The sequence below is a fragment of the Actinomyces sp. oral taxon 175 str. F0384 genome, assembly GCF_000223355.1.
In the GTDB taxonomy this organism is placed as follows: domain Bacteria; phylum Actinomycetota; class Actinomycetes; order Actinomycetales; family Actinomycetaceae; genus Actinomyces; species Actinomyces oris.
Window position 1 is genome coordinate 162093 of sequence record NZ_AFUR01000001.1, and the last position, 25056, is coordinate 187148.

16 protein-coding genes are annotated in these 25056 nt (G+C 69.9%); 11 read left to right on the plus strand and 5 right to left on the minus strand.

Going from position 1 to position 25056, the window contains the following annotated elements; genetic code table 11:
• The first annotated feature begins 40 nt into the window (after window positions 1–40).
• From HMPREF9058_RS00675 to HMPREF9058_RS00695, 5 genes are all read left to right on the plus strand, one after another.
• Complete coding sequence (locus HMPREF9058_RS00675) at window positions 41–805, plus strand: DeoR/GlpR family DNA-binding transcription regulator (RefSeq protein ID WP_009406393.1); 765 nt, start codon at window positions 41–43, stop codon at window positions 803–805.
• The gene (locus HMPREF9058_RS00680; RefSeq protein WP_009405571.1) at window positions 802–1812 is read left to right on the plus strand and encodes a 1-phosphofructokinase family hexose kinase; all 1011 of its coding nucleotides are present in this window, start codon (window positions 802–804) and stop codon (window positions 1810–1812) included. The genes HMPREF9058_RS00675 and HMPREF9058_RS00680 overlap by 4 nt, the downstream gene beginning before the upstream one ends.
• 252 nt (window positions 1813–2064) lie before the next feature.
• Window positions 2065–4227 (plus strand): fructose-specific PTS transporter subunit EIIC, encoded by a 2163-nt coding sequence (locus HMPREF9058_RS00685; protein WP_009406490.1) that lies wholly within the window; start codon window positions 2065–2067, stop codon window positions 4225–4227.
• Window positions 4228–4740: 513 nt separating this feature from the next.
• Window positions 4741–5178, plus strand: coding sequence for a sterol carrier family protein (locus HMPREF9058_RS00690; RefSeq protein WP_009406045.1), 438 nt, complete (start codon window positions 4741–4743; stop codon window positions 5176–5178).
• 468 nt (window positions 5179–5646) lie between these two features.
• Window positions 5647–7299 (plus strand): RNB domain-containing ribonuclease, encoded by a 1653-nt coding sequence (locus tag HMPREF9058_RS00695; RefSeq protein WP_009747634.1) that lies wholly within the window; start codon window positions 5647–5649, stop codon window positions 7297–7299.
• Between the two features lie 13 nt (window positions 7300–7312).
• Here HMPREF9058_RS00695 and HMPREF9058_RS00700 read toward each other — a convergent pair whose 3' ends face one another.
• On the minus strand, window positions 7313–7831 hold the full coding sequence (locus HMPREF9058_RS00700) for a TetR/AcrR family transcriptional regulator (RefSeq protein WP_009406275.1): 519 nt from the start codon (window positions 7829–7831) through the stop codon (window positions 7313–7315).
• Window positions 7832–7867: 36 nt separating this feature from the next.
• Between HMPREF9058_RS00700 and HMPREF9058_RS00705 the strand changes: the two genes are divergently transcribed.
• The 3 genes from HMPREF9058_RS00705 to purM all read left to right on the plus strand — a co-directional run bounded on the left by HMPREF9058_RS00705 (window position 7868) and on the right by purM (window position 11962).
• Window positions 7868–8734 (plus strand): DMT family transporter, encoded by an 867-nt coding sequence (locus tag HMPREF9058_RS00705; protein WP_009405591.1) that lies wholly within the window; start codon window positions 7868–7870, stop codon window positions 8732–8734.
• A 259-nt stretch (window positions 8735–8993) separates the two neighbouring features.
• Window positions 8994–10667: an amidophosphoribosyltransferase gene (gene purF, locus HMPREF9058_RS00710; RefSeq protein ID WP_083816356.1), complete on the plus strand. Its 1674-nt coding sequence runs from the start codon at window positions 8994–8996 to the stop codon at window positions 10665–10667.
• Between the two features lie 143 nt (window positions 10668–10810).
• Window positions 10811–11962, plus strand: a complete 1152-nt coding sequence (gene purM, locus HMPREF9058_RS00715; protein ID WP_009747268.1) for a phosphoribosylformylglycinamidine cyclo-ligase — start codon at window positions 10811–10813, stop codon at window positions 11960–11962.
• A gap of 269 nt (window positions 11963–12231) precedes the next feature.
• Here purM and HMPREF9058_RS00720 read toward each other — a convergent pair whose 3' ends face one another.
• The 3 genes from HMPREF9058_RS00720 to HMPREF9058_RS00730 form a co-directional block, all read right to left on the minus strand.
• Window positions 12232–12435: a DUF3073 domain-containing protein gene (locus HMPREF9058_RS00720; protein WP_003781441.1), complete on the minus strand. Its 204-nt coding sequence runs from the start codon at window positions 12433–12435 to the stop codon at window positions 12232–12234.
• Window positions 12436–12988: 553 nt separating this feature from the next.
• Window positions 12989–15475 (minus strand): 3'-5' exonuclease, encoded by a 2487-nt coding sequence (locus tag HMPREF9058_RS00725; RefSeq protein WP_009747372.1) that lies wholly within the window; start codon window positions 15473–15475, stop codon window positions 12989–12991.
• Window position 15476: 1 nt separating this feature from the next.
• Complete coding sequence (locus tag HMPREF9058_RS00730) at window positions 15477–22025, minus strand: DEAD/DEAH box helicase (RefSeq protein ID WP_009406042.1); 6549 nt, start codon at window positions 22023–22025, stop codon at window positions 15477–15479.
• A gap of 210 nt (window positions 22026–22235) precedes the next feature.
• Between HMPREF9058_RS00730 and HMPREF9058_RS00735 the strand changes: the two genes are divergently transcribed.
• The 3 genes from HMPREF9058_RS00735 to HMPREF9058_RS00740 all read left to right on the plus strand — a co-directional run bounded on the left by HMPREF9058_RS00735 (window position 22236) and on the right by HMPREF9058_RS00740 (window position 23167).
• Complete coding sequence (locus HMPREF9058_RS00735; RefSeq protein ID WP_009747519.1) at window positions 22236–22496, plus strand: type II toxin-antitoxin system Phd/YefM family antitoxin; 261 nt, start codon at window positions 22236–22238, stop codon at window positions 22494–22496.
• Window positions 22493–22756, plus strand: a complete 264-nt coding sequence (locus HMPREF9058_RS12855; protein ID WP_009406325.1) for a type II toxin-antitoxin system RelE/ParE family toxin — start codon at window positions 22493–22495, stop codon at window positions 22754–22756. Before HMPREF9058_RS00735 ends, HMPREF9058_RS12855 begins: the two co-directional genes overlap by 4 nt.
• 159 nt (window positions 22757–22915) lie before the next feature.
• On the plus strand, window positions 22916–23167 hold the full coding sequence (locus HMPREF9058_RS00740) for a hypothetical protein (RefSeq protein WP_009406328.1): 252 nt from the start codon (window positions 22916–22918) through the stop codon (window positions 23165–23167).
• Window positions 23168–23654: 487 nt separating this feature from the next.
• Here the strand turns inward: HMPREF9058_RS00740 and HMPREF9058_RS12860 are convergent, their stop codons facing one another.
• Window positions 23655–25040 (minus strand): hypothetical protein, encoded by a 1386-nt coding sequence (locus tag HMPREF9058_RS12860; protein WP_009405740.1) that lies wholly within the window; start codon window positions 25038–25040, stop codon window positions 23655–23657.
• Between the last annotated feature and the right edge of the window lie 16 nt (window positions 25041–25056).

Consider the following 25056-nt stretch of genomic DNA (forward strand, 5'->3'; position numbering starts at 1 on the left):
GCGTACTGGGCTTACGGCACGGACCTTCCAGGAGGTGAACATGCGCATTGAGGACAGGCACCGCCAGATCGTGGAGCAGGTACGCGGTGCAGGGCGGGTTCTCGTCACCGAGCTCGCCGAGCACTTCGACGTCACCCCCGAGACGATCCGCCGCGACCTGACCGCCCTGGACCGCAGTGGCGCCCTGCGCAAGGTCCACGGCGGCGCCATCCCCGCCCCCGCCCTGCCGGAGACCGGCGTGACCCAGCGCGAGCAGGTCAACCCCACCGCCAAGCAGGCCATCGCCCGAGCCGCCCTGGCGCGGCTCGCACCGAAGCCCGGCACTACCCTCCTCATCGACGCCGGAACCACCACCGGCTCGCTCGCCCGCCTCCTGCCGGGCGACACCGACCTGACCGTCATCACCAACTCCGTCCTGACCGCCGCCTGGTTGGCCGGCGCCGGACGCACCCGGGTACGGATCCTCGGCGGCCAGCTACGCGGACTCACCCAGGCCGCCGTCGGCCCCGAAGCCGTCGAGGCCCTGTCCACCCTGAGGGTCGACGTCGCCGTCCTGGGAGCCAACGGCCTGAGCGCAGCCCACGGACTGTCCACGCCCGACCCCGACGAAGCCACCGTCAAACGCGCCATGGTGCGCAGCGCCCGCCAGGTGGTGGCCCTGGTCGACTCCACCAAGATCGGCCAGGAGCACCTGGTCTCCTTCGCCTCCCTCGACGACATCGACCTCCTGGTCACCGACGTCGAGCTCCCGCCCGCACTCATCGACCAGCTCACCGCCACCGAAACCGAGGTCCTTGTCGCATGATCCTGACCCTCACACCCAACCCGTCCCTCGACCGCACCGTCTCCCTGCCCGGACCCCTCCAGCGCGGCGCCGTCCAGCGCCTGACCGGCGTCGTCATGGAACCGGGAGGCAAGGGCGTCAACGTCGCCCGCGTCCTGTCCAACGCCGGGCGTGCGGCCACCGCCGTCCTGCCCGCCGCAGAGAACGACCCCATCCTCACCGCCCTGGGCGCCCTCGAGCTGCCCGGCCTCACCGTGCGATCCGTGCCCGTGGCCGGACCCGCCCGCATCAACACCGCCGTCACCGAGCCCGACGGCACCACCACCAAGCTCAACGAGCTGGGGGCGGGCCTGAGTGGGGAGGAGATCGACGCCGTCGAGCAGGCCCTCCTGGAGACCCTCACCCTCACGGGGGTGTCGGCCGAAGCCGACACCCACCACTGGGCGGTCCTGTCCGGCTCCCTGCCGCCGGGTGCGCCGGCCAGGTGGTACGCCCGCCTCGTGGGGCTCCTGCGGGAGGCCGCTCCGGGGCTGCGCATCGCCGTCGACACCTCCGACGAGCCCCTGGCGGCCCTGGCCGCCGAGCTGCCCGCATCGGCCCCCGACCTCATCAAGCCCAACGGTGAGGAGCTCGGTCAGCTCGCCGGCCTGCCCGCCGAGCGCGCCATGGCCCTCGAGGAGGGTGCCGTCCAGGGGAACTACGGTCCCGTCGTCGACGCCGCCCGCCTCCTGGTGGGCCTGGGGCTCGGCGCCGTCATGGTGACCCTCGGCCCCGCCGGCGCCGTCCTGGTGACCGCCGACGGCGCCTGGCACGCCACCGCCCCCGAGGTCCCGGTGGTCTCCACCGTCGGCGCCGGGGACTCCTCAGTGGCCGGCTACATCCTGGCCGACGTCAACGGCGGCGACGAGGCCGAGCGCCTGCGCACCGCCATGGCCTACGGCTCGGCCGCCGCCTCCCTGCCCGGAACCACCCTGCCCACGCCCGCTGACCTGCCCGAGCAGGCGGCCGTCGTCACCCGGCTCTCCTGAGTTGGGGCACCCGCAGGCGCCGGGGCCGCGGACCCGCGAGCCCGCGGCCCCCGCATGCGCCGGCGGCTGCAGGCTGCGGCTACCGGCCGCCGAACCGGCTCCGCCACTGACCGTCCACTGACCTGTTCACCACCCGCCCGCCGACCCACCGCATCACCATCACCGACCGCATGACCGCCGCCCACCACCCTTGACCACCTGTGACCCGCCGCAGCCCACCGGGCGACGGCACCTCGGACACCAAGGAAGACCATGACCGAGAACAAGCCCCTCATCATCCCCGAGCTGGTCGCGCTCGACGCCGACGCCGGCCCGGGCAAGGAAGACGTCATCGAGTTCCTGGCCGCCACCGTGGCCGGCGCCGGCCGGGCCTCCAGCCCCGACGGCCTGGCCGCCGACGCCAAGAAGCGCGAGTCCACCGCTCCCACCGGGATCCCCGGCGGCATCGCCATCCCGCACTGCCGCAGCCCCCACGTCCTGGCCCCCAGCCTCGGCTTCGCCCGCCTGGCCGAGCCGGTCGACTTCGGGGCCGCCGACGGACAGGCCGCCGACCTCATCTTCATGATCGCCGCCCCCGACGGTGCCGACGACTTCCACCTCCAGCTCCTGGCCAAGCTCGCCCGCGGACTCATGCAGACCGAGTTCACCGACGCCCTGCGCCAGGCCGCCGACGCCGAGGAGATCACCCGAATCGTCACCGGGCAGGTCCAGCCCGAGCTTCTCGACGGCGGGGAGGGCGCCGAGGACAGCGAGGCCGGCAAGGCTGGAAGCGCCGCGGACTCAGCCGCAGGGGTTGGTGCCGCGCAGACCAAGGCCGCTGCGGCGTCGTCGGTTCAGGCGGAGGGTGAGACCGTCATCGTGGGGGTCTCCTCGTGCCCCACCGGCATCGCCCACACCTTCATGGCCGCCGAGGCCCTGGAGCAGGCCGGCAAGGACCGCGGCATCACCGTGGCCATCGAGGGCCAGGGCTCGGGCAAGATCGACGCCCTCGACCCCGAGCTCATCAAGCGGGCCAGCGCCGTCATCTTCGCCCACGACCTGCCCGTCAAGGGCCGCGAGCGCTTCGCCGGCAAGCCCGTCATCGACGTCGGCGTCAAGGCCGCCGTGAACGATGCCGGCTCCCTGGTGGACAAGGCCCTGGCCGCCGTCGACGACCCGAGCGCCGCCCGAGTGCCGGCCGGCGGCGAGTCCGCCGAGGAGAGTGAGGAGGGCTCCGAGCACTGGGCCCGGCGCCTCCAGAGGTCCGTCATGACCGGGGTGTCCTACATGATCCCCTTCGTGGCCGCCGGCGGTCTGCTCATTGCGCTGGGCTTCCTCCTGGCCGGGTACGACGTGGCCAACCTCTACGAGAAGATCTCCATCAGCGACTACTCCCTGTGGAACCTGCCCGGCAACGAGTTCGTCCACGAGATCAAGAACTCGGCCGGCGACGTCGTCGGCACCGAGACGATCACCGTCTCCCAGTCCGGGCTGCTGCTGTACATCGGGTGGACGCTGTTCCTGCTGGGGCAGGCGGCCATGAGCTTCCTCGTCCCGGCGCTGGCCGGCTACATCTCCTTCGGGCTGGCCGGCAGGCCCGGGATCGCGCCCGGATTCGTCATGGGGGTCGTCGCGGTCGAGGTCGGTGCCGGGTTCATCGGCGGCCTGGTCGGCGGCATCCTCGCGGGCTACTTCGCGGCCTGGCTCGCCGGGCTCGGCGTGCCGGCCTGGCTGCGGGGGCTCATGCCCGTGGTCATCATCCCGTTGGGCACCACGCTGGTGGTCGGCGCCGTCATGTACCTGGTCCTCGGGCTGCCGCTTGCCGCCCTCATGACCGCGCTGCAGGACGGGCTGACCTCCATGTCCGGGGGCGGGTCGGCCGTGCTGCTCGGCGTCATCCTCGGGCTCATGATGTGCTTCGACCTGGGCGGGCCGGTCAACAAGGCCGCCTACCTGTTCGGCACCGCGGGACTGTCCGCGGCCAGCGCCAGCAACACTGCTCCCTACGAGATCATGGCCACCGTCATGGCCGCCGGCATGGTGCCGCCGCTGGCGATGTCCGCCGCGACCTTCCTGCGCTCGCGGCTGTTCACCAAGGCCGAGGTCGAGAACGGGCGCAGCGCCTGGCTGCTGGGGCTGTCCTTCATCTCCGAGGGAGCCATCCCCTTCGCCGCCGCCGACCCGCTGCGCGTCATCCCGGCCACCATGGCCGGCGGGGCGATCACCGGTGCGATGACCATGGCGATGCACGTCGGCTCCCGTGCGCCCCACGGCGGTGTGTTCGTCGCCTTCGCCATCACCAACTTCGGTGGCTTCCTTCTGGCGATCCTGGCCGGGACGGTGGTGAGCACCGCGCTGGTCATCGTCCTCAAGGGGCTGGGGCGCAACGCGGACGGCAAGAAGGGCGTTGAGGCGCAGGCCGCGGCTGCCGCTTGAGCCGGCGAGCCTCATCGCCGCGTCGTGCGGGGTCCCGCCAGGTGTGGGGCCTCGCATGATGCGTGTGAGGACCTCAGGGGCCGGGGTCGTGGGGCTCGGTGGCCCTCGGCGGGGACGCTTCACGCGGCCGGGGACGCACCCCTCCCGTCGGGGACATCTCGCGCGCACGGGGACGCTCTCCTCCCGTCGGGTGCGATCCGCGCGTGCGGGGACAGGAATCCTGTCCCCGACGGCGTCGAATGCCCCCGGCCGGGACGACACGCACCCCGCCGCGCAGGATGCCCCCGGCTGCGCGGAACGTTCCTGTGGACTGTGCCGCCCCGGATCGAGGACGTACTTTTCGGTCGAGGACTGCGTTCTCCTACAGAAGGTGACGGCCCGGGCGCAGTCGTTTGGGGGAGAAGTACGTCCTGGGCGCAGAACGCAGTCCCCGATGGGCCAGGCCTGGCGCGAGGTGCCGTCGGGCTGGGATCGCCTGTCAGTTCCGGGCTGCTCCGGCATAGGCTTCGCGCCATGGCTGCAAGACGACGCATCGACCCCGACGCCGGCGCCCAGGCCCTGCGCCAGTGGGCCCAGGAGCAGGGCACGTCCGACGACGAACCGGCCGGAGCTGGGAACGGTGCCGACTCCGCCAGTCCCACTGACCGGGCCGCCCGACGTCGGATGACCGCCACCGCCGTGCGCTACACCCTCGAGGAGCTCGCCGCCTGCGCGCCCGGGCGCTCGGTCGAGGTGCGGGTCCCGCCCTTCGGTGTCACCCAGGCCGTCGCCGGCACCGTCCACCGCCGGGGCACCCCGCCCAGCGTCGTCGAGACCGACGCCGCCACCTGGCTGGCCCTGGCTACCGGCCGACTCGCCTGGCAGGACGCCCTGGCCGGCGGCGCCCTGCACGCCTCCGGTGAGCGCTGCGACCTGTCCGCCTACCTGCCCCTGGTCCGGCTCCCCGGGTAAACATCAACATTTTCTTCAAAAACGACCCGGAGCCGCGTCGATTCTGAAGTTTTGGTCGATGTGTGGGGCGCGCTGGGGCTGTGCGCGCCCGTTGGGCACTGCCCCGAGGACCGGTGCCGGTATGGCCGTCGCCGTGCCGCCGTAGCACCGCTCCGATTCTGACTGTCGCTTTGGGAGCCGGGGCTGCTCCGCGGACTCGTTGGGGCCGGTTACCCCATGTCCTGAGGCTTCGCGGACTGTTGTGCCAACCGCGCAGAGGACGAAAGTGTCACGAATGGCGACTTTTCAACGCGTGCTGTCGGGGCAGGCGTCAGGGCGCAAGGTCCTGACCAGCGTTAATGCGTTCTGACTGGTCGTCTGCGGAGCGCACTCGGTCCTAAAAGTCGCCGCCCGTGACAGATTGGGCCGATTCTGCCCCATCCGCCCGTTGGTTGCTGCGCTGAGGGCCCGCGCCGGTAGGTTCATCCCATGAGTCGCACGCGCCTGAGCACCTACACCGCCCCGCCCGCCGAGGTCGCCCGGACCTTGGACGCGTTGCGCGCGCACTACGAGGTGCCTGCCGCCTTCCCGCCCGAGGCCCTCGCCGAGGCGGAGGCCGCCGCCGGCGCCTGGGCCCAGGACGGCCCCGCCCGTCTCCTGGCCGACGGCGCCCGCGACGCCCGCGACCTGGAGCTGGTCACCATCGACCCGCCCGGCTCCATGGACCTTGACCAGGCGGTGCTCCTGGAGCGCCTGCCCGCACAGGCCGGTGTGGGGACCGGGGCCGCCCCCGAGCCGTCGGCCACCTACCGAGTCCACTACGCCATCGCTTCCCTGGCCACCTTCGTCACCCCCGGCGGCGCCCTGGACGTCGAGCTGCGCCGCCGCGGCGAGACCATCTACGCCCCCGACACGGCCACGCCCCTGCACCCCGAGGTCCTCTCCCACGGCGCCGCCTCCCTCCTGGAGGATGCGGAGCGCCCGGCCTGCCTGTGGACCATCGACCTCGACGAACGCGGAGAGGTCGTCTCCGCCCGCGTCGAGCGGGCCCTCGTGCGCTCGCGGGCGCGCCTCAGCTACGCCCAGGTCCAGGACGCCATCGACGGACAGGGAGCCCTGCCCCAGGAGGCACCCGCCGACCTGCCCGAGCTCCTGGCCGAAATCGGCCGCCTGCGCCTGGAGCGCGAGGCCGCCCGCGGCGGCATCAGCATGACCACGCCCGAGCAGGTCGTCGAGGTGACCGAGGCAGCAGAAGCAACAGAGGTAGCAGGGGAGCCGTCGCCGTCGGGTGACGCCGAGCCCGCCGAGCCCGCCAAGAGCGCCGGCCCGGCCGGCTACCGGCTCGCCTACCGCGTGCCCGTGCCCGCCGAGCAGTACAACGCCCAGATCTCCCTGCTCACCGGCATGTGCGCCGCCCGGATCATGGTCGAGTGCGGCATCGGCATCCTGCGGACCCTGCCGCCGGCGCGCCCCGAGGACTACGCCCGCCTGCGGCGCGTCGCCGCGGCCCTGGGCATCGACTGGCCGGCCGCCCAGCCCTACCCCGAGCTCGTGCGCGGACTGGACCACGCCATCCCCGCCCACGCCGCATTCCTGGAGCAGGCCATGTCCCTCTTCCGCGGATCGGGCTACCTCGCCTTCGGGGTGGGTGGCGTCGGGGTCCCCGCCGACGACGAGGCCGCCGACTCCGAGGAGGCCGTCCACTCCGCGATCGCCGCCCGCTACGCCCACGTCACCGCGCCGCTGCGACGACTCGTGGACCGCTACGGCGAGGAGGTCTGCATCGCCGCCTGCGCCCAGGCGCCCGTGCCCGAGTGGGTCCTCCAGGCGCTGCCCGACCTGCCGGGCGTCATGGAGCAGACCGGTAAGCGCGCCCGCGCCATCGGCCGCGGGGCCCTGACCGCCCTGGAGGCCCTGGTCCTGCGCGGACACGAGGGCGAGGTCTTCGACGGCGTCATCACCTCCGAGCGCGACGGCCGCGGCGAGCTCGTCCTGGCCGAGCCCGCCGTCGTCACCGAGATCCGCGCCGGCAAGAAGGCCTTAGACGGCGGCCTCCCGGTGGGTGAGCGCGTGCGGGTCCGCCTCCTGTCCGCCGACCCCACCTCCGGCATCCGCTTCCAGCTCCTGACGCACCAGCCCTGAGGCGCCCGATGCGTCAGTCCTGCGGGAGAATCTGATCCAGCAGCTCCTGGGCATCGGTTCCGACCAGGTCCAGCACGCCCCGTGAGGCGAGCGAGGCAACGCCGTGGATGGCCGCCCAGGCGGCGGTCGCGGTGGCGTTGGGAGCGTCCGGGTGCTGCTCCGCGAAGCGGGTCTGCCACTGCTGAAGGAGCGGCAGGGACGTGGCCCGAAGCTCCCGTCCGCTGCCGGCCAGCACGTCGTGACGGGTGATGAGGTCGAATGCGTGGGGGTGCTCGACGGCGTAGGCGACGTAGGCCCTCGCGGTCCCCTTGAGGCTTCCTCCGGCGTCAGCGATGCGCTCGCGGAGCTCTCCGAGGCACACCTCGGCGATCGCGGCCAGTAGCAGCGCGAGGGTGGGGAAGTGGCGTCTCGGTGCTCCGTGGGAGACGCCGCAGCGCCGAGCCACCTCCCGCACCGTCACCGCGCTGATGCCGTCGTCTTCGAGCAGCTGCCGCCCTGCTTGGATCAGACGGTCCTCCGTTGTCTGGCTCATGGCCCTAGCCTGCCTCTTGTAGACGGCGTCTACAACATGGTAGACAACGTCTACATGATGGCTTTCGGATACTCCCTCGCCCTGGTCTCGGCCGGGTCCGCCCTGCACGCCCTGTGGAACGTGCTGGTGAAGAGGTCCGGTACCTCGGATGTCGCCTTCGTGTGGGTCTACAGCGCCATCACCGCACCGCTGTGGCTCGTGGTACTGACAGTGGGGGCGATATGGGGAGGTCTGGGGCCGGCCTGGTGGGCGGCCCTCGTCAGCACGGCGCTGCACACGGCCTACGCGGCGGTTCTCCAACGCGCCTACTCGGCGGCGGACCTGTCAGTGGTCTACCCGGTCTCACGCGGACTGGCGCCGGTTCTGGTGACGGCGGTGGTGGCGCCGTGGACCGGGGGCCCGAGTGCCATCCAGACGCTCGCGCTGATGGCGGTCCTCGTCGGCGTCGTCCTCGCCTCGAGGGTCACCTGGCGGAATCTGACCCGGGCCCGAGGCCTCTGGGCGGGCGGCGCCGTCGCTTCCTGCACCGCCGCCTACACCCTGTGGGACGCTTTTGCCGTCGCGGAGCTGCACGTCGCGGTCGTGCCCTACATGGCGCTGTCCAGTCTGGCTCAGTTCGTGCTGCTCACCATCGTGCTGGGCCGGCGTCGTCGCGAGCTGCCCGCTGCTTTGGCTGCAGGCTGGACCCGAGCCCTCCCGATCGCGGTGCTGGTGCCGGCGAGCTACGCGCTGGTGCTTGTCGCCATGCGCTTCGGGCCTCCGTCCGTCGTCGCCACCTCCCGGAGCCTCAACGTCGTCTTCGGTGTCATCGCCGGCGTGTGGCTCCTACGTGAGCCCTTCACCAGGCGATCCATACTGGGCGTCTCGATGATCGTCGTCGGAGTCCTGATGGGCGCCAGCTGATTCCGAAGCCGCCCGCGCTGACCGGCTCCGGCGGACGCAATGGTCAGACGGCGCCCGGGCGTGACAGACTGTGCGTGTGCGCACCGGTGAGAACCCCTCGCAGATCACCTTCGACCATCCCGACGGCGCCCGCCCCACACCGCGGGCCGACTCCTCCGAGCCCCTGGGGCGGACCAGCCGTCCGAGCCCGCCCGACCCGGCGGCCCCTGAGGCCCCCGGGGCTCCTGCGGCTTCCGCAGCGCCCACCGGCGTCCCCGGCCTGACCGCCCTGCCCGACGACCACTCCAATGAGCTCGAGCCCTCGCCGCGTGAGGAGTGCGGTGTCTTCGGCGTCTGGGCCCCCGGCGAGGAGGTCTCCCGCCTGACCTACTTCGGCCTGTACGCCCTCCAGCACCGCGGCCAGGAGTCGGCCGGCATCGCCACCTCCAACGGCTCCCAGATCCTCGTCTACAAGGACCTCGGCCTGGTCTCCCAGGTCTTCGACGACCAGGCCCTGTCCAACCTCACCGGCCATATCGCCGTCGGCCACGTCCGTTACGCCACCCAGGGCGCCACCACCTGGGAGAACGCCCAGCCGATGCTCGGCCCGGCGGCCGGCTCCACCCTCGCCCTGGCCCACAACGGCAACCTCACCAACACCCGCGAGCTCATGGACGCCGTGCACGCCACCTCCGGGGAGGACCTCAGCGGCGAGCTCGGCCGCGGCTCCTCCACCGACACCGCCGTCCTGGCCGCCCTGCTCAACCTCGTCTCCGAGCGCGGCGCCCTGGAGGGCTGGGACTCGGCCGCCGACATCCTCACCTCCGGCATCACCGACGACGCCGAGCTCGACGCCGTCTACAGCGCACCGGCACCCTTGAGCGTCCACCAGGCCGCCCGCCGGGTCCTGCCCATGCTGCGCGGCGCCTTCTCCCTGGTCTTCATGGACGAGCGCACCCTCTACGCCGCCCGCGACCCCCACGGGGTGCGCCCCCTGGTGCTCGGGCGACTGGGCAACGGGTGGGCCGTGGCATCCGAGACCGCCGCCCTGGACATCGTCGGCGCCGCCTTCGTGCGCGAGATCGAGCCCGGCGAGCTCATCGAGATCGACGAGGACGGCGTGCGCTCCACTCGCTTCGCCACCGCCCGCCGGGCCGGCTGCGTCTTCGAGTACGTCTACCTGGCCCGCCCCGACACCCGCATCGCCGGGCGCAGCGTCATCACCTCACGCAACGAGATGGGCGCGGCCCTGGCCCGCGAGCACCCGGTGGAAGCCGACCTCGTCATCGCCACGCCGGAGTCGGGCACCCCGGCCGCCATCGGCTACGCCCAGGCCTCCGGCATCCCCTACGGGCAGGGCCTGGTGAAGAACGCCTACGTGGGGCGCACCTTCATCCAGCCCACCCAGACCCTGCGCCAGCTCGGCATCCGCCTCAAGCTCAACCCCCTGCGCGAGGTCATCGAAGGCAAGCGCCTCGTCGTCGTCGACGACTCCATCGTGCGCGGCAACACCCAGCGGGCCCTGGTGCGGATGCTGCGCGAGGCCGGCGCCGCCGAGGTCCACGTGCGCATCTCCTCCCCGCCGGTCATGTGGCCCTGCTTCTACGGCATCGACTTCGCCACCCGCGCCGAGCTCATCGCCACCGGCATGAGCGTGGAGGAGATCGGTCAATCCATCGGCGCCGACTCCCTGGGCTTCCTGTCCGTCGAGGGCATGGTGGCCGCCAGCGGCCAGAAGGCCGACGAGCTGTGCCTGGCCTGCTTCACCGGCGACTACCCGATCCCGCCGCCCGTGCGCAGCCTGACGGGCGCCGCCATCCCGGTGCGCCGTGTCCCCACCGCCTACCGCGGTCGGCGCCGCGATCAGGCCGACGACGCCGGCCGTACCGTGCCGCCGGGCAGCATCACCCGCCCGGACCTGGCCTCCGGCAGCCCCCTGGGATCGACGACCTAGTCCGGGGCCCGGCGCCCGCCGCGCCCCGGCCGGCCCCGGTCCTCCCGGTCCGACGTCGGCGATGCGCACCGGCCACCCGCCGCGCCCTCGCCCCATTCCACCCGCCACCGCACCTTCGACCCGAGTCCACAAGGAGCCCCCACATGACCCAGCAGCCCGAGCAGCCTGAGCAGCCCGCCCCCGCCATCACCTACGCCGACGCCGGCGTGGACACCGCCGCCGGGGACCGGGCCGTCGCGCTCATGAAGGACGCCGTGGCCTCCACCATGACCCCGGCCGTCGTCGGCGGCGTCGGGGGCTTCGCCGGGCTCGTGGACGTCTCCACCCTGCGCGACTACCGCCGCCCCCTGCTGGCCACCTCCACCGACGGAGTGGGCACCAAGGTCGCCATCGCCCAGGCCCTCGACATCCACGACACCATCGGCCAGGACCTGGTGGGCATGGTCGTCGACGACATCGTCGTGGTCGGGGCCCGCCCCCTGCTCATGACCGACTACATCGCCTGCGGGCACGTCGTCCCCGAGCGGATCGCCGACATCGTGCGCGGCATCGCCCAGGCCTGCGCCGCCATCGGCACCCCGCTGCTGGGCGGGGAGACCGCCGAGCACCCCGGCCTCATGGCCCCAGACGAGTACGACGTCGCCGGGGCCGCCACCGGCGTCGTCGAGGCCGACCGCATGCTCGGTGCCGAGAAGGTGCGCGCCGGCGACGTCCTGGTCGCCCTGGGCGCCTCCGGGCTGCACTCCAACGGCTACTCCCTGGTGCGCCGCGTCATCGAGCACGCCGGCTGGGGCCTGGAGCGCGAGGTCCCTGAGTTCGGCCGCACCCTGGGACAGGAGCTGCTCGAGCCCACACGCCTGTACACCCGAGTGTGCCTGGCCATGCTGGAGACCCTCTCCTCGCCGGCCGCTCCGGGTCCGATCCACGCCCTGTCCCACATCACCGGTGGGGGGCTGGCCGCCAACGTCGCCCGGGTCCTACCGGATGGGCTCATCGCCGACGTCGACCGCTCCTCCTGGACGGTGCCGCCGGTCTTCTCCACCGTGCGCGAGCTCGGCTCGGTGCCGTGGGAGGACCTCGAGGGCACCCTCAACCTGGGCGTGGGAATGGTGGCCGTTGTCGAGCCGGGCGTGGTCGACGCCGTCCTGCGGGTCGCCGAGGGCTCTGAGATTCCCGCCTGGGTGCTGGGCGAGGTGCACGACGCCGGGAAGTATGAGGCTCAGGGCCGGGTCGTCTCCGGCACGAAGGGCGTCGACGGGGGAGCGGTCGACATCCACGGCACCTACACCGCCTGAGCCACGGCGAACGCCCCGCTGTGCCAGCGGGGCGTTCGCGTCGCGAGGTGTCACGGATGGCGACTATTCACACCCCACCGGGCCGGTTCTGGAGAAACGGGTCAGGGCAGCACCGCCCTGACCTGGGTCGATGCGACACAGGTGTTTCGGTTCGGGAGTGAAAAGTCGCCGAGAGTGACACGGATGGCCGCCCGACGGCCTCGACGTGCGCGTTCGTAGGCGCGAGGAAGGGCCGGCAGGTGCATTCCTCCGGCCCTCACTGGGTGGGGCTACTTGCCGCCCTCGTCCCAGTCATCGTCGTCGACGGCATACTTGGCGGCCAGCTCCTCGTAGTCGATCTCGTCGTCAGGCTCAGATCCCGAGGACGCTGAGACGAGCTCCCGCTCCAGAGCCTTGTAATCAGTCTCCGGGCTGAAGTACTTGAGCTTACGGGCAACCTTGGTTGCCTTGGCCTTCTGACGGCCGCGCCCCATAGGCTCGACCCCCTCCAACGTGTCACGGCGCGCACGTGGGCGCGCTCTTCCTGGTCAAATATGTCGTGGGGCAACCGTACAACGTCAACGGTCACGAGCACCATTCAGACACCGGGGGAGAGTCGTGGTGACGCACACCCCACATGTTGGACACGGGGTCCAAGAGTCCCATAGGGATTGCCCAGAGGGTCTTCGGTAGGCCCTCAGTGGGCCTGCGGATGCTGCCCAATATCGGCCCGACGTTCCTTCAGAGAGGCAGGGAATCTCAAGGGTGCGGGGCTGCTGGCTCGGGGACTCCTGGGAACGGGAAGGGAGGCTGCCTGGTGAGTCGGGGCAGGCACTTCGCCGGGGGCGTACGCGAAGGGCCTGACATGTGCGGGGGGTGGCGGCCCTGACGGGTGCGCGGGTGGCGGCCCTGACCGGCCGAGCCGCGAGGACGCACCCTAGGGGCCGAGGACTGACCCTGGGGGTGCAGTCCACGAGCCCGATGGTGCGTCCTCGGCTGGTGGGCCTGGGTGCCCAACTTGTGAAAACGCAGCTGAGAGGCTACAACCTACGGCGCGAGGGCGGTGATGAGGGGGCTGGCCTCGCCGCTCCAGGAGATGGCGAGCTGGTCTCGGGCGCGGGTCGCGGCCACGTACAGCAAGGAACGCTCCCGCAGGAGGGCGTCGTCGCTGTCTGCGTCGGAGTACTGCTGGTCCCGCAGCGGCCGAGGGATCGCGTTCTTCGAGACGTCGAAGAGCAGGACCTTGCGGAACTCCAGGCCCTTGGCGCGGTGCATCGTCATGACCACGGGCCTGCCCCGACCGGCCGCCTCCCGGTCCACGGCGCGCACCTCTACCCCGTGCTGTGCCAGACCGTTGACGACGGCGTCGCGCTGGTAGCGGTCACGCACGAGGATGGCGATGCTCTCCGGGGCGCTGTCCTCACTGTCTCGGTCCTGCTCCAGCCACACTGTCAGCAGCTCAGCGGCCTTGCTCAGCTCGTCGGCGCGGTCGGTGGCGTGTAGCAGCAGCGGCTCGGGCCCGGAGCGCGGTGAGACGTAGTGGTGCTCCTCGGCCTGCCCCTCCATGTCTTCATAGGTGCCGGGATCGAGGATCCCGAAGGCGACATCGAGGTTCTGACGGGTGGTGCGATAGTTGCGCGTCAGCCGCCGCGACCTCCCGCGCACCTGGATCCCGTAGTGGCTCAGCGTGATCTTCTTGCCGTAGATCCGCTGGTGGGAGTCCTCAGCCAGGAACAGGTCGTCTGGGCCAGGTTCCACCAGCGCCCGCAGCAGCTGCAGGTGAGCGGGCGTGAGGTCCTGCGCCTCATCGACGAGTACGTGCCGGAAAGGTCGGGGCGTGCCAAGGGCTGCCTTGTGATCGAGCCAGGCGGCGGCCAGCGCGAGCTGTTCGTCAAAGGAGGTCACGCCCAGGTCGGCGCTGCGGTCCCGGTAGCGCTCCATCGCCTTCCACACGGCGGCCCGCTTGGACCGGTCCAGGGCCACGCCCCGACCGGGGCGGCGCACGCGCAGGTACTGCTTGAGAGTCGTCACGCGCTGGGGGAGCACGATCAGCTCGTACTCGGACTCCAGGAAGTCGGCGGAGCGCAGGCCCTCGGGCAGCTCATCGCCCATGAGGGTGAGGACCTCCTGCCACACGTTCTCCCTGGGGTAGGTGAGCACTCGCCCGCGCGGCTGGCCGATGACCTCCTGGGCGATGGGGGAAATCTTGGCCCCGGCCTGCTGGAGGATCATGCGCGCCACCCGGTCCAGGCCGCTGACCATGACTCCTGGCTCGCTCAGCTTCTCGGTGAAGGGCAGCCGTGGTTCGAGCTGGGCGACCTGACGGCGCAGGTCGTCGGCGAGGTTGCGCGTGTAGGTCGTCAGCAGGATCCGCGGCTCCTGCCCGTCAGCCTTGTCCCGCTTGGCCAGCTCGACGGCGCGGTGCACGGCAATGACGGTCTTCCCGGTTCCGGCGCCGCCCGAGACACGCATGGGGCCGTTCGCGCGCCGCTCCACGAGGGCCCTCTGCTGGGGGTGCAGGAAGAGCTGCCACTCGGCGAAGCTGAGCCCCTCGATGGCGCGGCGCAGGTCCTCGTCACTTTCCAACCAGGTGAAGGTCGAGCGTGCCGCGCGAGTACGCAGACCGGCGATGAGGTCGGCGTCGGTGGGCTCTGCGGATACGTCACGCGAGGGCCGCAGCCCGAAGTCCTCACGGATCTCCTCAATCGTCGCCCCCGTGGCCAGGTTGAGCAGCGCCTCGCCCTGCCAGGCGACCCGGGCGGTGGAGGCCAGGTCGAGGAGCTGGGACTCGCGCTGCGCCGCCAGTGCTGCTGCGCCGAGTCGGACGTCAATGCCGAGCTCGTCGTGCAGCATCTCCACGGTGAGTCCGTCGGGCCACACCGGTGCCTGGTCCCGGCTGGGAACGACGACGGCGCCCGGCACAGCGGCGGCCCCGACGGCCACTCCGGCAGCCGTTCCGCCTTCGCCCCGCTGGCCCCCCGCTGCGACCACCTCGGTGCCAGCTGCCTGGGTGGGCGCGGAACCGGCGTCGGCTCCTCTGGCTTCCTCGTTGCGACGGCGCGCCTCAGCGTTGGCGGCCTGGATGCGGGCCGTCTCGCGGGCGAGCTCATCGGCCTCGCGCTGGGCGGCGGCGAGCTCGGCCTGGGCCGTGCGCCGCGCCTCCTCAACGGCACGGGGATCCAGGCCGATGAGGTCCCCGACGTTGACGACCTCGGTGATGCCATTGCGGGGGTTGACGTGGACGGTGACGGATTCGGCGATCTTGATGGCCTCGTCATGTGGCCAGATGCCGTGAATGACGTAGACGACCTCGCCGTCAGCGGCGAGCTCGAATAGGACGGCCCGGTAGAAGTCGGTGACGCGCGCGGTACGCACACGCCGGTCCCGCGATCCACGAATGGGCTCCAGGTGCAGCCCCGAGCTCGTGGCCATGGTGGACAGCTTGCTGATGAACGGCCCGATCTTCGCCCTGAGGGAGGGGTCCTTGGCGGTGGCGTCCTTCGTCTTGCTGCTGGGCAACAGGATCGTGGCCATGTCAGTGTCCTTCCAGGAGCTCGGGGATGAGCGCGCAGATATCGGTGGCGGTGCGGGCCGGATCGTCGCCGGTGACGATGACGCGCCAGCCGGCCGCCGTCAGGGCCTCCTCGTCGCCGTCCAGCGGCTCGGTGAGGACAGCAACCTTGGGAGCAGCCCAGGACAGGTCCGTCATGATGCCGCCAACCTCGATGCCGTCGCCCTCGTGGGGGAGGCCGGCCGCAGCCAGGTGGGGCAGAAGAGCCAGGACAGGCTCGGGAGTGAGGTCCTGGTCGACGTTGTCCCAACCGAGATCGCTCATGGTGGCTGAGCTGCCGGCGACATCCGCCACAGCGACCTCGGCCTGGGCGCGGGCGCGCAGCTCGGCCAGGGCCCGGCTAGTCGTGGTGATGTCCACGGGCACCTGAGCCAGGGCGAGCACGTTGCTGAGCCGCAGCCAGGCCAGCCAGGCCTCCGAGTGCTCGGGAGTCCCCACAGCCTCATCGGAGTCGTCCAGCACGAGGGCCATCCCTGTGGTGGAGGTACCGGTGAGCTGGACCGCCAGGGCAAGGTGGGGGATGGCGAAAACCGAACCGGAGTGCGTCGATGCCGCAGGAGCGCCTGCGGCATCAGCAGCACCAGCCGGCTCGGGCAGCTCGGCCTCAGGCTGCAGCACGCGCAACGCTTCCCACAACGGGTCCGCCCCGGTGCCCTGGGTGGAGGAGTACCGCAGGGACGCGTTTTGTCCCAGGGGCAGGTGGCTGGCGGCGCCGACGATGAGCGGTCCCCAGGCGGAGTCGGCCAAAGCCGCCAGAGCGGCGGTGGTCGGACTGGCCTCGGGGTCCTCGTTGTCATCGCTGAGCATCGTCTCCAGCAGCGCCATTGGCCCGCCGCGCCAGGCGTCGATGGCCTGGTCGGTGACGCCGCCGGCACGCGCGGCCCCCAGGGAGCCGTTCTTGAGCTGGGCGACGGCGGCCTCATTCAGCCAGGCCGGGTTCCACGGCCCGTCCAGGTCCTCGACGCTTACGGAGATGACCCGGTAGCCGGCGGCACGCAGGCGTGCACGTTTGTCGGCGTCGTCGGCGAGACGGTTGTACTTGCGACTGGCGTGGAAATTGTGGCCGTCGGTGAAGATGGCGATGGGACTGCGCCCGCCGGGACGCAGGCAGGTGAAGTCGGGGCGGGTGCCGCGGGCGTCAAGCTGGGGACGGATCCGCCAGCGGCCCCCGTCGATCTCCAACGCGGGCGCACCCGAGGGGTCGCTGGTGGTGCGCACGGCCATCTTCCTGCCCAGGAGCTCGGCGAGTGCGGCGCGGAAGCGCACCTCCAGGGGGCTCTCCCCAGTGCCGGCGCGCACGGCCTCGTCGGTGACCGTCCACTGGGGGAGGTCCGGGTCGAGCTCGGCGAACACGCCCTCGGTGTCCTGGGCGCTGTTGTTCTCCCGTCCCAAGAGCTGGCCGATGGCGTGCAGGGCTGCGGCGCGGGTCACCTCAGCGGAGACGGCGTGGGGCCGCAGACAGTCCGGGCACATGTCCTTGCCCTCGGCGCGGCACGGGCAGTTCTCCAGGCGCTGGCCGGTGCGAATGAGGAGGTTCCAGAGCCGGCTGGAGTCGTCATGGTCGGTGAGGTAGCCGGTGCCCCCGGGCACGGTGTCGTGCAGCAGGAGGGCGGGACGGGTCTCGCCGGGGGCGCCGCCGGCCACGGGGTGGGGGACGGAGGCGATGCCCAGGTGGTCGGGGGAGCCGCCGGTGGTGATCTCCAGCCCCAGGAGGATCGCGGAAGCCAGCGAGTCCACCCCCACCCGGTCGGTGGCGAAACCCAGCGGCAGGACGAAGGCGAGTGCCTCGGTGCTCAGCTCGCGCATGAGATCGACGGCGATCACGTGCTCAGCGGAGTCGCTGCGGTAGCGGCACCAGGGTCGGTGCTCCCGGGCGGAGGTGGCCCGCGTGTCCGTGTCGAGCTTGCCGCAGGCCTCGCACAGGCGGAAGTCCCGCGAGGAGAGGGCGTTGCCGGAGACCCGGTCGACGCTCTGGCCGGCCAGGGGCCGCCCGGTGTTGAGCCAGCGCAGGTTCATGCCGCGGTAGCGGGTCACCCCGAACCCGGAGGCCTCCACGTTCCACTGGCGCACCGCGCGGGTGGGGTCGAAGTCGGCTAGGGGCAGGACCTCGAAGTGGGTGCGGAGCCGCTCGTCGCTGGAGTCCCCGATGCGGGCGTCGTCCTGGGAGACGTCAGCGAAGACCCGGCTCAGGCGCAGGACCCGCCGGGCCCGTCCGACCTCGGCAATGTCGGTGTCGCGGCACCTGGGGCACTCCGTGGGCGCGGCGGGCCGGGTCTCCTGCGGCTCGCGCACGTCGATGTAGCCGCAGGCCTTGCAGCAGAACCACCACTGGGCCTGGTTGTTCAGGTCGGAGGCGTCAATGCCCTCGATCTCCATCTCCAGGCCGCGGGTGTAGAAGGTGGCGCCTGGGGCGAACTCGTGCAGGGCGTGGACGGAGGCTCGATCGACATCGCAGGGCTCGGAGTGGAACTCGTCGTCGTCTGGGTCGCGCCAGGAGACGCGGGCGGACAGGCGCACGGAGTCGTCGATGAGGGTGTAGTTGGGCAGGATGCCGTGGCGCTCCAGGGCCGAGACCCAGTGCTCACGATCCAGGTCGAAGATCCGGGACTCGGCCGCCTTCCGGGCTCCTTCGGCGGAGCGATGGGCCCGCTTGTCCTCCTCGGTGGCGTTGGGGCGCTCGGCGGCGACCTTGAGCTCGGGCAGGGCCTCGCGGATCTGGCGCTCCTGGCGGTGGAGCTGCTCGGACTCGGCGCGGTGCTCGGCCGCGGCGCGCTGGAGCATCTCGCGGGGTCCGGCGCCGGCGTCCTGGGTCACCCAGCTGCTGAGCCGGTCGAGCGCCGGCGTGCGCTCCTGGAAGGCGGTGGTGAAGGCCTGTACCAGCAGGGCGCCGTCGCGCTCGATCCGCTCGCACAGCGTGGTGATGAGCGAGCCCTCGCCGGTGGCACCCAGGGCGGTCTTCGCGGTGCCGCCGCCGTGACCGCCGGAGGGGATGGCCGGGTGGTTCTCGCGGGCGAGGGTGTCGATGACGGAGGCCAGGAACTGGCGGCGCAGGATCTCCTCGGCCCCCAGGTAGGTCGACGGCGGCGCGACAGAGCCGTTGAGGAGCCGATCCGGGGCCTCGAGGATCGGGAGCTGGCTGCGCCTGCCGGGCACGTAGGCCAGGGCGAGCGCCGAGCCGCTGCGGCGGCCCGCGCGGCCCACCCGCTGCACGTAGGAGGCGACGGTGGCCGGCAGGGAACCGAGCATGACGGTGGACAGGTCCCCGATGTCGATACCCATCTCCAGGGTGGGGGTGGCCACGAGGATGTTGGGGTCACCGGGCACCTGTGTGGGGCGCTTGAACCCGGTCTCGACGTCGGCGCGCTCCTTGGCATCGAGCAGGGAGGTGTGCTCGTGGGAGTCGACCCGGCGCACGTGGGCCCCGGCGTACATGCTGCGGTAGAAGCTCTCGGCTGGGTGCGGCTGGGCCCTCAGGTGGCCGGGGCAGGTGGCGGCCAGGCAGGGGGCGCTGTCGAGCTGGTCGACGGTGGCGATGGCGGCGGGCAGCTGGGTGCGGCAGGTGTCGCACACCAGGAGCAGGGCCTCGCGCGTGGTCTCCCGCAGCGGGGAGACGACGACGCGGCCGGCCGGCAGCCCGTAGACGGTGCCTCCGGAGTCGGTGGTGGTGACGCTGAGGATCCCGGCCTCGGCCAGGTGGGCCAGGAGCGCGCAGGCCAGACGGGAGGCGTGGGTGGGCACGACTCCCAGGCACTTGCGGGCCCAGGTGGCGTACCAGGACTTCGAGGAGCCCACTGGCGTGAAGGCCGACTTGCGGGTGTCGAGGCCGCCGCCGACCTGGGGGAAGGCCGGGGCGGCGCGCCCGGTGGGGAAGGCCGGCTGGCCCTGATTGCGGTCGCGCTTGTACCAGATCCACAGGCGCTTGCCGTCGTCGCGCTTGTAGTGCGAGAGCCATTCGTGGTCGATGGCGCCCTCGCGGCGCATGTGCTCCAGGGTGCCGCGCACCCAGGCGAGCAGGTCCGCGTCGCTGGTGTCCTTGAAGCCGTCGAGGACGCCCTGCTGGTCGGTGCCGAGGGCCTGACGGGCAAGGGCCACCAGGGCGTTGGCGCGCCCGGCGCTGACGTGGACGGTGACCGAGCCGGTGGCCTCCAGGGTGCGCCCGTAGGTGGACTGGAGCCCCACCTCCAGGGCGATGTCGAACAGGAGCCGACGGCGCACGTGCGGCTTGGCGCGGCTGCGCTTGGAGGCCGGGGCTTTCGGGTCCCAGTAGGGCTTGAATCGCTGGTGCTCGGACAGGGCCGCGGGGACCAGCCGGTAGCGGTCGAAGGCGCTGGCCTGGGCGTCGTCGAGAGTGGCCTCGGCCCACTCCTCAATGGGCATCTCTGCTCGCAGCGCCCCGCGCAGGGCCGAGCGCAGGCTCATCGTGTGGGAGCGCTGGTTGACGTAGCCGGCGCGGTGGGCGGCGTCCTGCACGGAGTCGGTGAAGATGAGGGCACGCTTTTCGGTGTTGTCGAGGGCGTCGTCGCCGAACAGGGTGGTCAGGGACACCGACAGGAGGGTGGCGACGGCCGAGCCGAGGAAGCGGATGGAGTCCTTGGTCCCGCAGGAGGGGCAGACGTCGTTGGTGGAGTCCTCGGTGATGCTGCGCTCGTCCCCGGTGAGCATGAGGACCGGCAGGACGAGGCCCTCCTTGGCCTCGGTGCTCTCCTGGTCCGGGCGGCGGGTGAGGATTTCGCGGCTGTTGATGGAGTACCAGCGCAGCCCGGGGTGGCGGGCCTCCAGGTTGATCTCGCCGGCCTCGGCGCGGGTGCGGTAGTCGGCGTCCTCCCCGGGGGCGTGCAGGAGGGCCCGGAAGCGGGGGTCGCCGGACTTGCGGTCGCGGCGCACGTGGTTCTGGTCGTCCTTCTCCTTCTGGCCGGTGGGGGCCAGGACGATGCCCCAGCCGGAGCGCCCGCAGGAGCGGCAGTACAGGGCGGGGCGCGCGGGCTCCTCGACCTGTGTCTGCTCGGAGGCGGCGTCGGCCCAGCGGAAGGAGGGCAGGGAGCTCAGGGCCCGGTCGACGCGGGTGACCTCCCGGATCCACAGGGTGACCTCTACGTTGACTGCGCTGCGGTCGGGGTTGCCGTCGAGTCCGGCGCGCACGACGGACAGGGCGGCCAGGATCGCGGAGAGGACCCGCCGGGCCAGGCCCGACTCGGGGATGGGGCCCAGGAGGCCACGGGCGAGGTCGGCCAGTGACGTGGAGTGCTCGGCGGTGCGCACGAGGTCCAGGACGTCGGGGTGGGCCTGGAGGGCGGAGGCGAGGCCGGCGGCGTCCAGGGTGTCCTCCACTTCTTCGGGCAGGTCGTAGAGGTGGGCGACGACGCCGCGGAGCAGTTCCTCGGGGTTGGGGGAGCCGGCCTCGGCGAGGCGCGCCAGGGCCTGCAGGTTCTCACCGGGCAGGGAACGCAGGCGCAGGGCGCGGTCGGCCAGGCCCTTGGACTCGGCCACCTGGCGGTGCGTGGCGGCCCACTGGTCGAGCGCGGCGCGGGTCTCGGTGACGACGGCGCTGGTGGGCAGGTCGGTTCCGAAGACGTCGCGGGCGAAGGCGAGCATCTGGGAGGGGTCGCCGCCGTCCCCGAGGGTGGCGGAGGTTGCCACAGGGCACACGGGGCCGAGTGGGGCGGAGGCGAAGGCCTCCTGGCGGGGGTGATCGGCGGGCAGGTGGGCGCGCAGGGTCAGGCCCAGGCGCCGCAGCAGCATGGCGACGTCGGTGCCCTGGGCGCCGTCGTAGGTGTGGAACTCGTCGAGGACCAGGTAGGTGAGCGACCCGGCTGAGGCCCGCCACAGCTCGCGGTCCTCGGGGCGCAGGAGGAGCTGGTCGAGCATCTTGTAGTTGGTGAGCAGGATGTCCGGCGGGTTGTCGCGGATGACGTAGCGGTCGGTGATGAGGGAGTCGGCGGTGACGTGCTTGCGGGGGCTGGCGGAGGAGTCCCCGGTGTAGATGGCGGCGCGCACGCCGGCCAGGACGGGATCCTTGGTGATGAGGCTGGCGAGGCGGCTGGCCTGGTCAGAGGCCAGGGCGTTCATGGGGTAGAGGATGAGGGCCTTGATGCCGGTGACGCCCTGGGCGCGGGCGCGCAGGACGTGGTCGAGGACGGGGTGGAGGAAGGACTCGGTCTTACCTGAGCCGGTGCCGGTGGTGACGATGGTCGGCTCGGGGTGGTGGCCGCCCTTAGTGGTCAGGCGCCGGTAGGAGTCCTCCTGGTGCTGGTAAGGGGTGAGGCCCGGGTCCCAGTCGAGGGGGCGGTCGGTGGGGTGGGCCGGGTCGGTTGTGCCGGGGCGGGCGCTCGCGGCCAGGTAGGGCAGGCGCAGGCGGACGAAGGGGCCGACGAAGACTCCCTGCTTCTCGTCCTCCAGGAAGTCGGTGAGTACGCGCCGTGGCTCGGCGTCGGTGAGGGCGAAGGTCGTCGAGAGGTAGTCGACGATGGACCGACGGATGCGTTCGGCCTGGAGGCTAGGGAGGAGGAGCGTCATAGCTGGAGCGTGGTGGTGATGGGCGGTGGGGTGGATGCGGCGAATGGTGTTCGGGAGTGGTGTCTGCTGGGGCCGGCGCCACTTCGCGCGGATCGTCGTTGTTCCGGGAGTGATCCCGCAGGTCAGAGGCTACCGCAGGCTACGTGAGGGGTGAGACGCTTGTTAGTAACGGAATGTACATTCCCGCACTTTTCGTCCATAATGTCTTTTATGACTGAAATGACTGTTACCGCTGCGCGCAACAGGCTCGCCGATGTCATCGACGACGCCCGGGTGACCCATGCGCCTGTGTTCCTCACCCGCAGGGGCCGCCGCGTGGCCGCGGTGATCGACGCGGATGACCTGGAGCGGCTTACCCAGGCGGCGGAGGATCTGGCGGACATTGAGGCTGCCGACGCCGCCCGAGCTGAGATCGCAAAGCACGGCACCATCCCCTGGGACGAGGTCAAGGCTGACCTCGGGCTCGCATGACCTACCAGATCCAGTTCAGCCCGGCCTCCGCCCGTCAGCTGCGCAAGCTGGACGGCCGCACCCAACGCCGGATTCAAGCTGTCGTCGAGTTGCTTGCTCAGGAGCCCCGCCCAGCTGGCGCCAAGAAGCTCGTTGGAGGGCATGGTGAATGGCGTGTGCGCACCGGCAACTACCGCATCATTTACGAAATCGATGATGGAGTCTTGGTAGTTCTCGTCCTCGCCGTTGGTCACCGTCGTGAGGTCTATCGCCGAAGGTAGCGACGGGTGCCCCGCACTAGATCATCCGTCAGACTGCTAGCGTCATTATCGTCGAAATCTTTCGTCGGTCGCTTGCTCGAGTTCCGCGCCAATGATAATGAAGATCTTGCGCTTCGTGCTATGGCTGTGCGCGAGAACTTCTTGAGGAAAAAGTGAAGTATGAAGACCGTCGAAGAGATGCTTGACGAGATCGAAAACGCCAACAACGGGGATGGCCCGGATCCTGTGGCTACGGTCGGCGATCCCGCTCTCGCGAGAATTGCGGTCGCGCAGATACGTCTTCGTGCCGCCGAGCGTGAGCTGGATGAGGCTGTGATGGTTGCACGCGATGTTGGCCTGTCATGGCAAGCGATCGGGGATGTATTGGGCATGACTCGCCAAGGTGCGAATAAACGTTTCCACGCCGCCTGAGGTCGTCTGTGAATTCTGCAGGTAGTTCGATCCGAGGTATAAAAAATCGTCGGTGGGTGCTCTTAACAAGTTTATGTCATTGTGAACATTTGAACGTCGCTCCTTTGAATTGGGTGCAGCCTCCCATCTCCTCGCCATTTCTGTTATCCCAAAAACATTGGCGTTGCTGAGAAAGGCGCCACAGGCAGGCATATCCAATGATGTCAACTTACGCCGGGACCCTGAGTTTAGTGCTACGTTGGTCTGATAGTGTAACGACCGGGCGTTTTCTGGAGAGCGGAAAGCATGAATCGCGCCGCCGTGAAATTGCTGAATTCCCGCCCGATGAGGAGTTTGATGATCTTGTCGCAACAGGGAACTTAATATTCGCCGGAAAACCTGATTGTGTGGTTGCGATCCTCGACGAGGGTGATCTGCATACCGCCTTCGCCTCGGATGTGTGTCATACAAGATTTCCGCATTGTAAGAGGAGTTAGGTGAAGCGGTATTATGTGAAGTTTCGTTCTAAAAAATTATGTAACACCAGATCGCTTGCAGAAACAGGCGGTTCGGTTTTGATGGTGAAACCTCCTGTCACTACTTCGTCATTACCATCTTCAGTTAACGTCCATGTGGCCTCTATGTGTTCGGATGAAATGTCTCGAGCAACGAGGATGCATTCTTTGCTTCCGCTGTGCCATGGCGTGTTGGGGCGGAATGATTCTGTGTCAAAGGCCATCCATGCTTTATTGGGGTCATTGCCAAAGGTTGGCTCCCGATGGGGTATATTGATTGAAAGAGTGCCAGTGTCAATCCTGTATCCGAAGGCGTCCGTTTTGTGTATGACTGGCTCAACCAGTTTCTCTAAATCAGCATTATCTGGGTCGTTCCATTCTAAAATCTCGCATCCGTAAAAATGTACTGATAGCTGTGGTTTGGCAATGAACTTGCCGTGGCTAACCACTTGAATGCGAGAGAAATCTAGGCTGACGCCAAGTAAGTGTTGCCGTCCAGTGGAGATGTACTCAGGGCGTGCGTCCTTCCAGGCTCGGAGCGCCTCTTCCATTTCGTTGCCAGTCATCGGTTTCGCGAAAGGGAGGGGTTGCATGAAAGGGAATCGTGACACAGTATTGTTTTCGCGCCTATACTGCTCCGCGATTCTCTCGTTAAAATGTTGCTCTTCTTGATCGTATAATCTATTTAGCGTGTCATCTATTTCGCCTACTCGGTATATTGGTCCGTCTAGACTAACCTCGAGGTCGATCGGAGGCTTCTTTCGGTCTCGTGAACGTTCTACTAAAGCGAGGACCTCCTCGTGCCGGGCCTCCCGAGTACTGCTTGATCCACGTACGTAGATGGCGCCATCGCGGAGGTTGTCGCGCCTTTCTTCGGGTTGGTAATTCTTGCAGCATGGGTAGATCTGTTCTCCATCCTTTGGAGGTGGAGCGATAATAAGTAGCACCTCCCGTTCATCGCTAAGGGTGATTCGTCCCAGTTCGAAATTAGGAAACTTTGGGCCCAGATAAGGACGAAGTGAATTCTCTAAGTCATGCAGTTCTATGCCGCGAGGCACTCCGAGGGCCTGTCCCTTCTCGGCGCCAATGACTAAAACTGCGTATCCCTGAAAATATCGAGCTGCGTCCTTGGGTGATCGGTTTGCGGCGCCGAGTAGAAACTTAGCGATCTTAGCCACTGCGTGCTTGTTGGCGTGTGCTGCTCCTCGAACGCTTTTGATGTCCAGTGCGCTTTTTATCTCCAAGTACGAGGTTTCGGCTTCATCGCCGAATTCCATGACGTGTTGAAGGATTGCGTGCCAGGAGCGCTCGCCTAGGGGTATGGCGTTTGTGTCCAAGGTGGTGGGTTGGGGCGAGGGTGATTTGGGTATTTCTGTCATGGATTCTGTTCCCTGT

Coding starts and splice junctions, on each gene's coding strand:
- HMPREF9058_RS00675 (WP_009406393.1), top strand. CDS start 41: ATGCGCATTGAGGACAGGCACCGCCAGATCGTGGAGCAGGTACGCGGT.
- HMPREF9058_RS00680 (WP_009405571.1), top strand. CDS start 802: ATGATCCTGACCCTCACACCCAACCCGTCCCTCGACCGCACCGTCTCC.
- HMPREF9058_RS00685 (WP_009406490.1), top strand. CDS start 2,065: ATGACCGAGAACAAGCCCCTCATCATCCCCGAGCTGGTCGCGCTCGAC.
- HMPREF9058_RS00690 (WP_009406045.1), top strand. CDS start 4,741: ATGGCTGCAAGACGACGCATCGACCCCGACGCCGGCGCCCAGGCCCTG.
- HMPREF9058_RS00695 (WP_009747634.1), top strand. CDS start 5,647: ATGAGTCGCACGCGCCTGAGCACCTACACCGCCCCGCCCGCCGAGGTC.
- HMPREF9058_RS00700 (WP_009406275.1), bottom strand. CDS start 7,831: ATGAGCCAGACAACGGAGGACCGTCTGATCCAAGCAGGGCGGCAGCTG.
- HMPREF9058_RS00705 (WP_009405591.1), top strand. CDS start 7,868: ATGGTAGACAACGTCTACATGATGGCTTTCGGATACTCCCTCGCCCTG.
- purM (WP_009747268.1), top strand. CDS start 10,811: ATGACCCAGCAGCCCGAGCAGCCTGAGCAGCCCGCCCCCGCCATCACC.
- HMPREF9058_RS00720 (WP_003781441.1), bottom strand. CDS start 12,435: ATGGGGCGCGGCCGTCAGAAGGCCAAGGCAACCAAGGTTGCCCGTAAG.
- HMPREF9058_RS00725 (WP_009747372.1), bottom strand. CDS start 15,475: ATGGCCACGATCCTGTTGCCCAGCAGCAAGACGAAGGACGCCACCGCC.
- HMPREF9058_RS00730 (WP_009406042.1), bottom strand. CDS start 22,025: ATGACGCTCCTCCTCCCTAGCCTCCAGGCCGAACGCATCCGTCGGTCC.
- HMPREF9058_RS00735 (WP_009747519.1), top strand. CDS start 22,236: ATGACTGAAATGACTGTTACCGCTGCGCGCAACAGGCTCGCCGATGTC.
- HMPREF9058_RS12855 (WP_009406325.1), top strand. CDS start 22,493: ATGACCTACCAGATCCAGTTCAGCCCGGCCTCCGCCCGTCAGCTGCGC.
- HMPREF9058_RS00740 (WP_009406328.1), top strand. CDS start 22,916: ATGAAGACCGTCGAAGAGATGCTTGACGAGATCGAAAACGCCAACAAC.
- HMPREF9058_RS12860 (WP_009405740.1), bottom strand. CDS start 25,040: ATGACAGAAATACCCAAATCACCCTCGCCCCAACCCACCACCTTGGAC.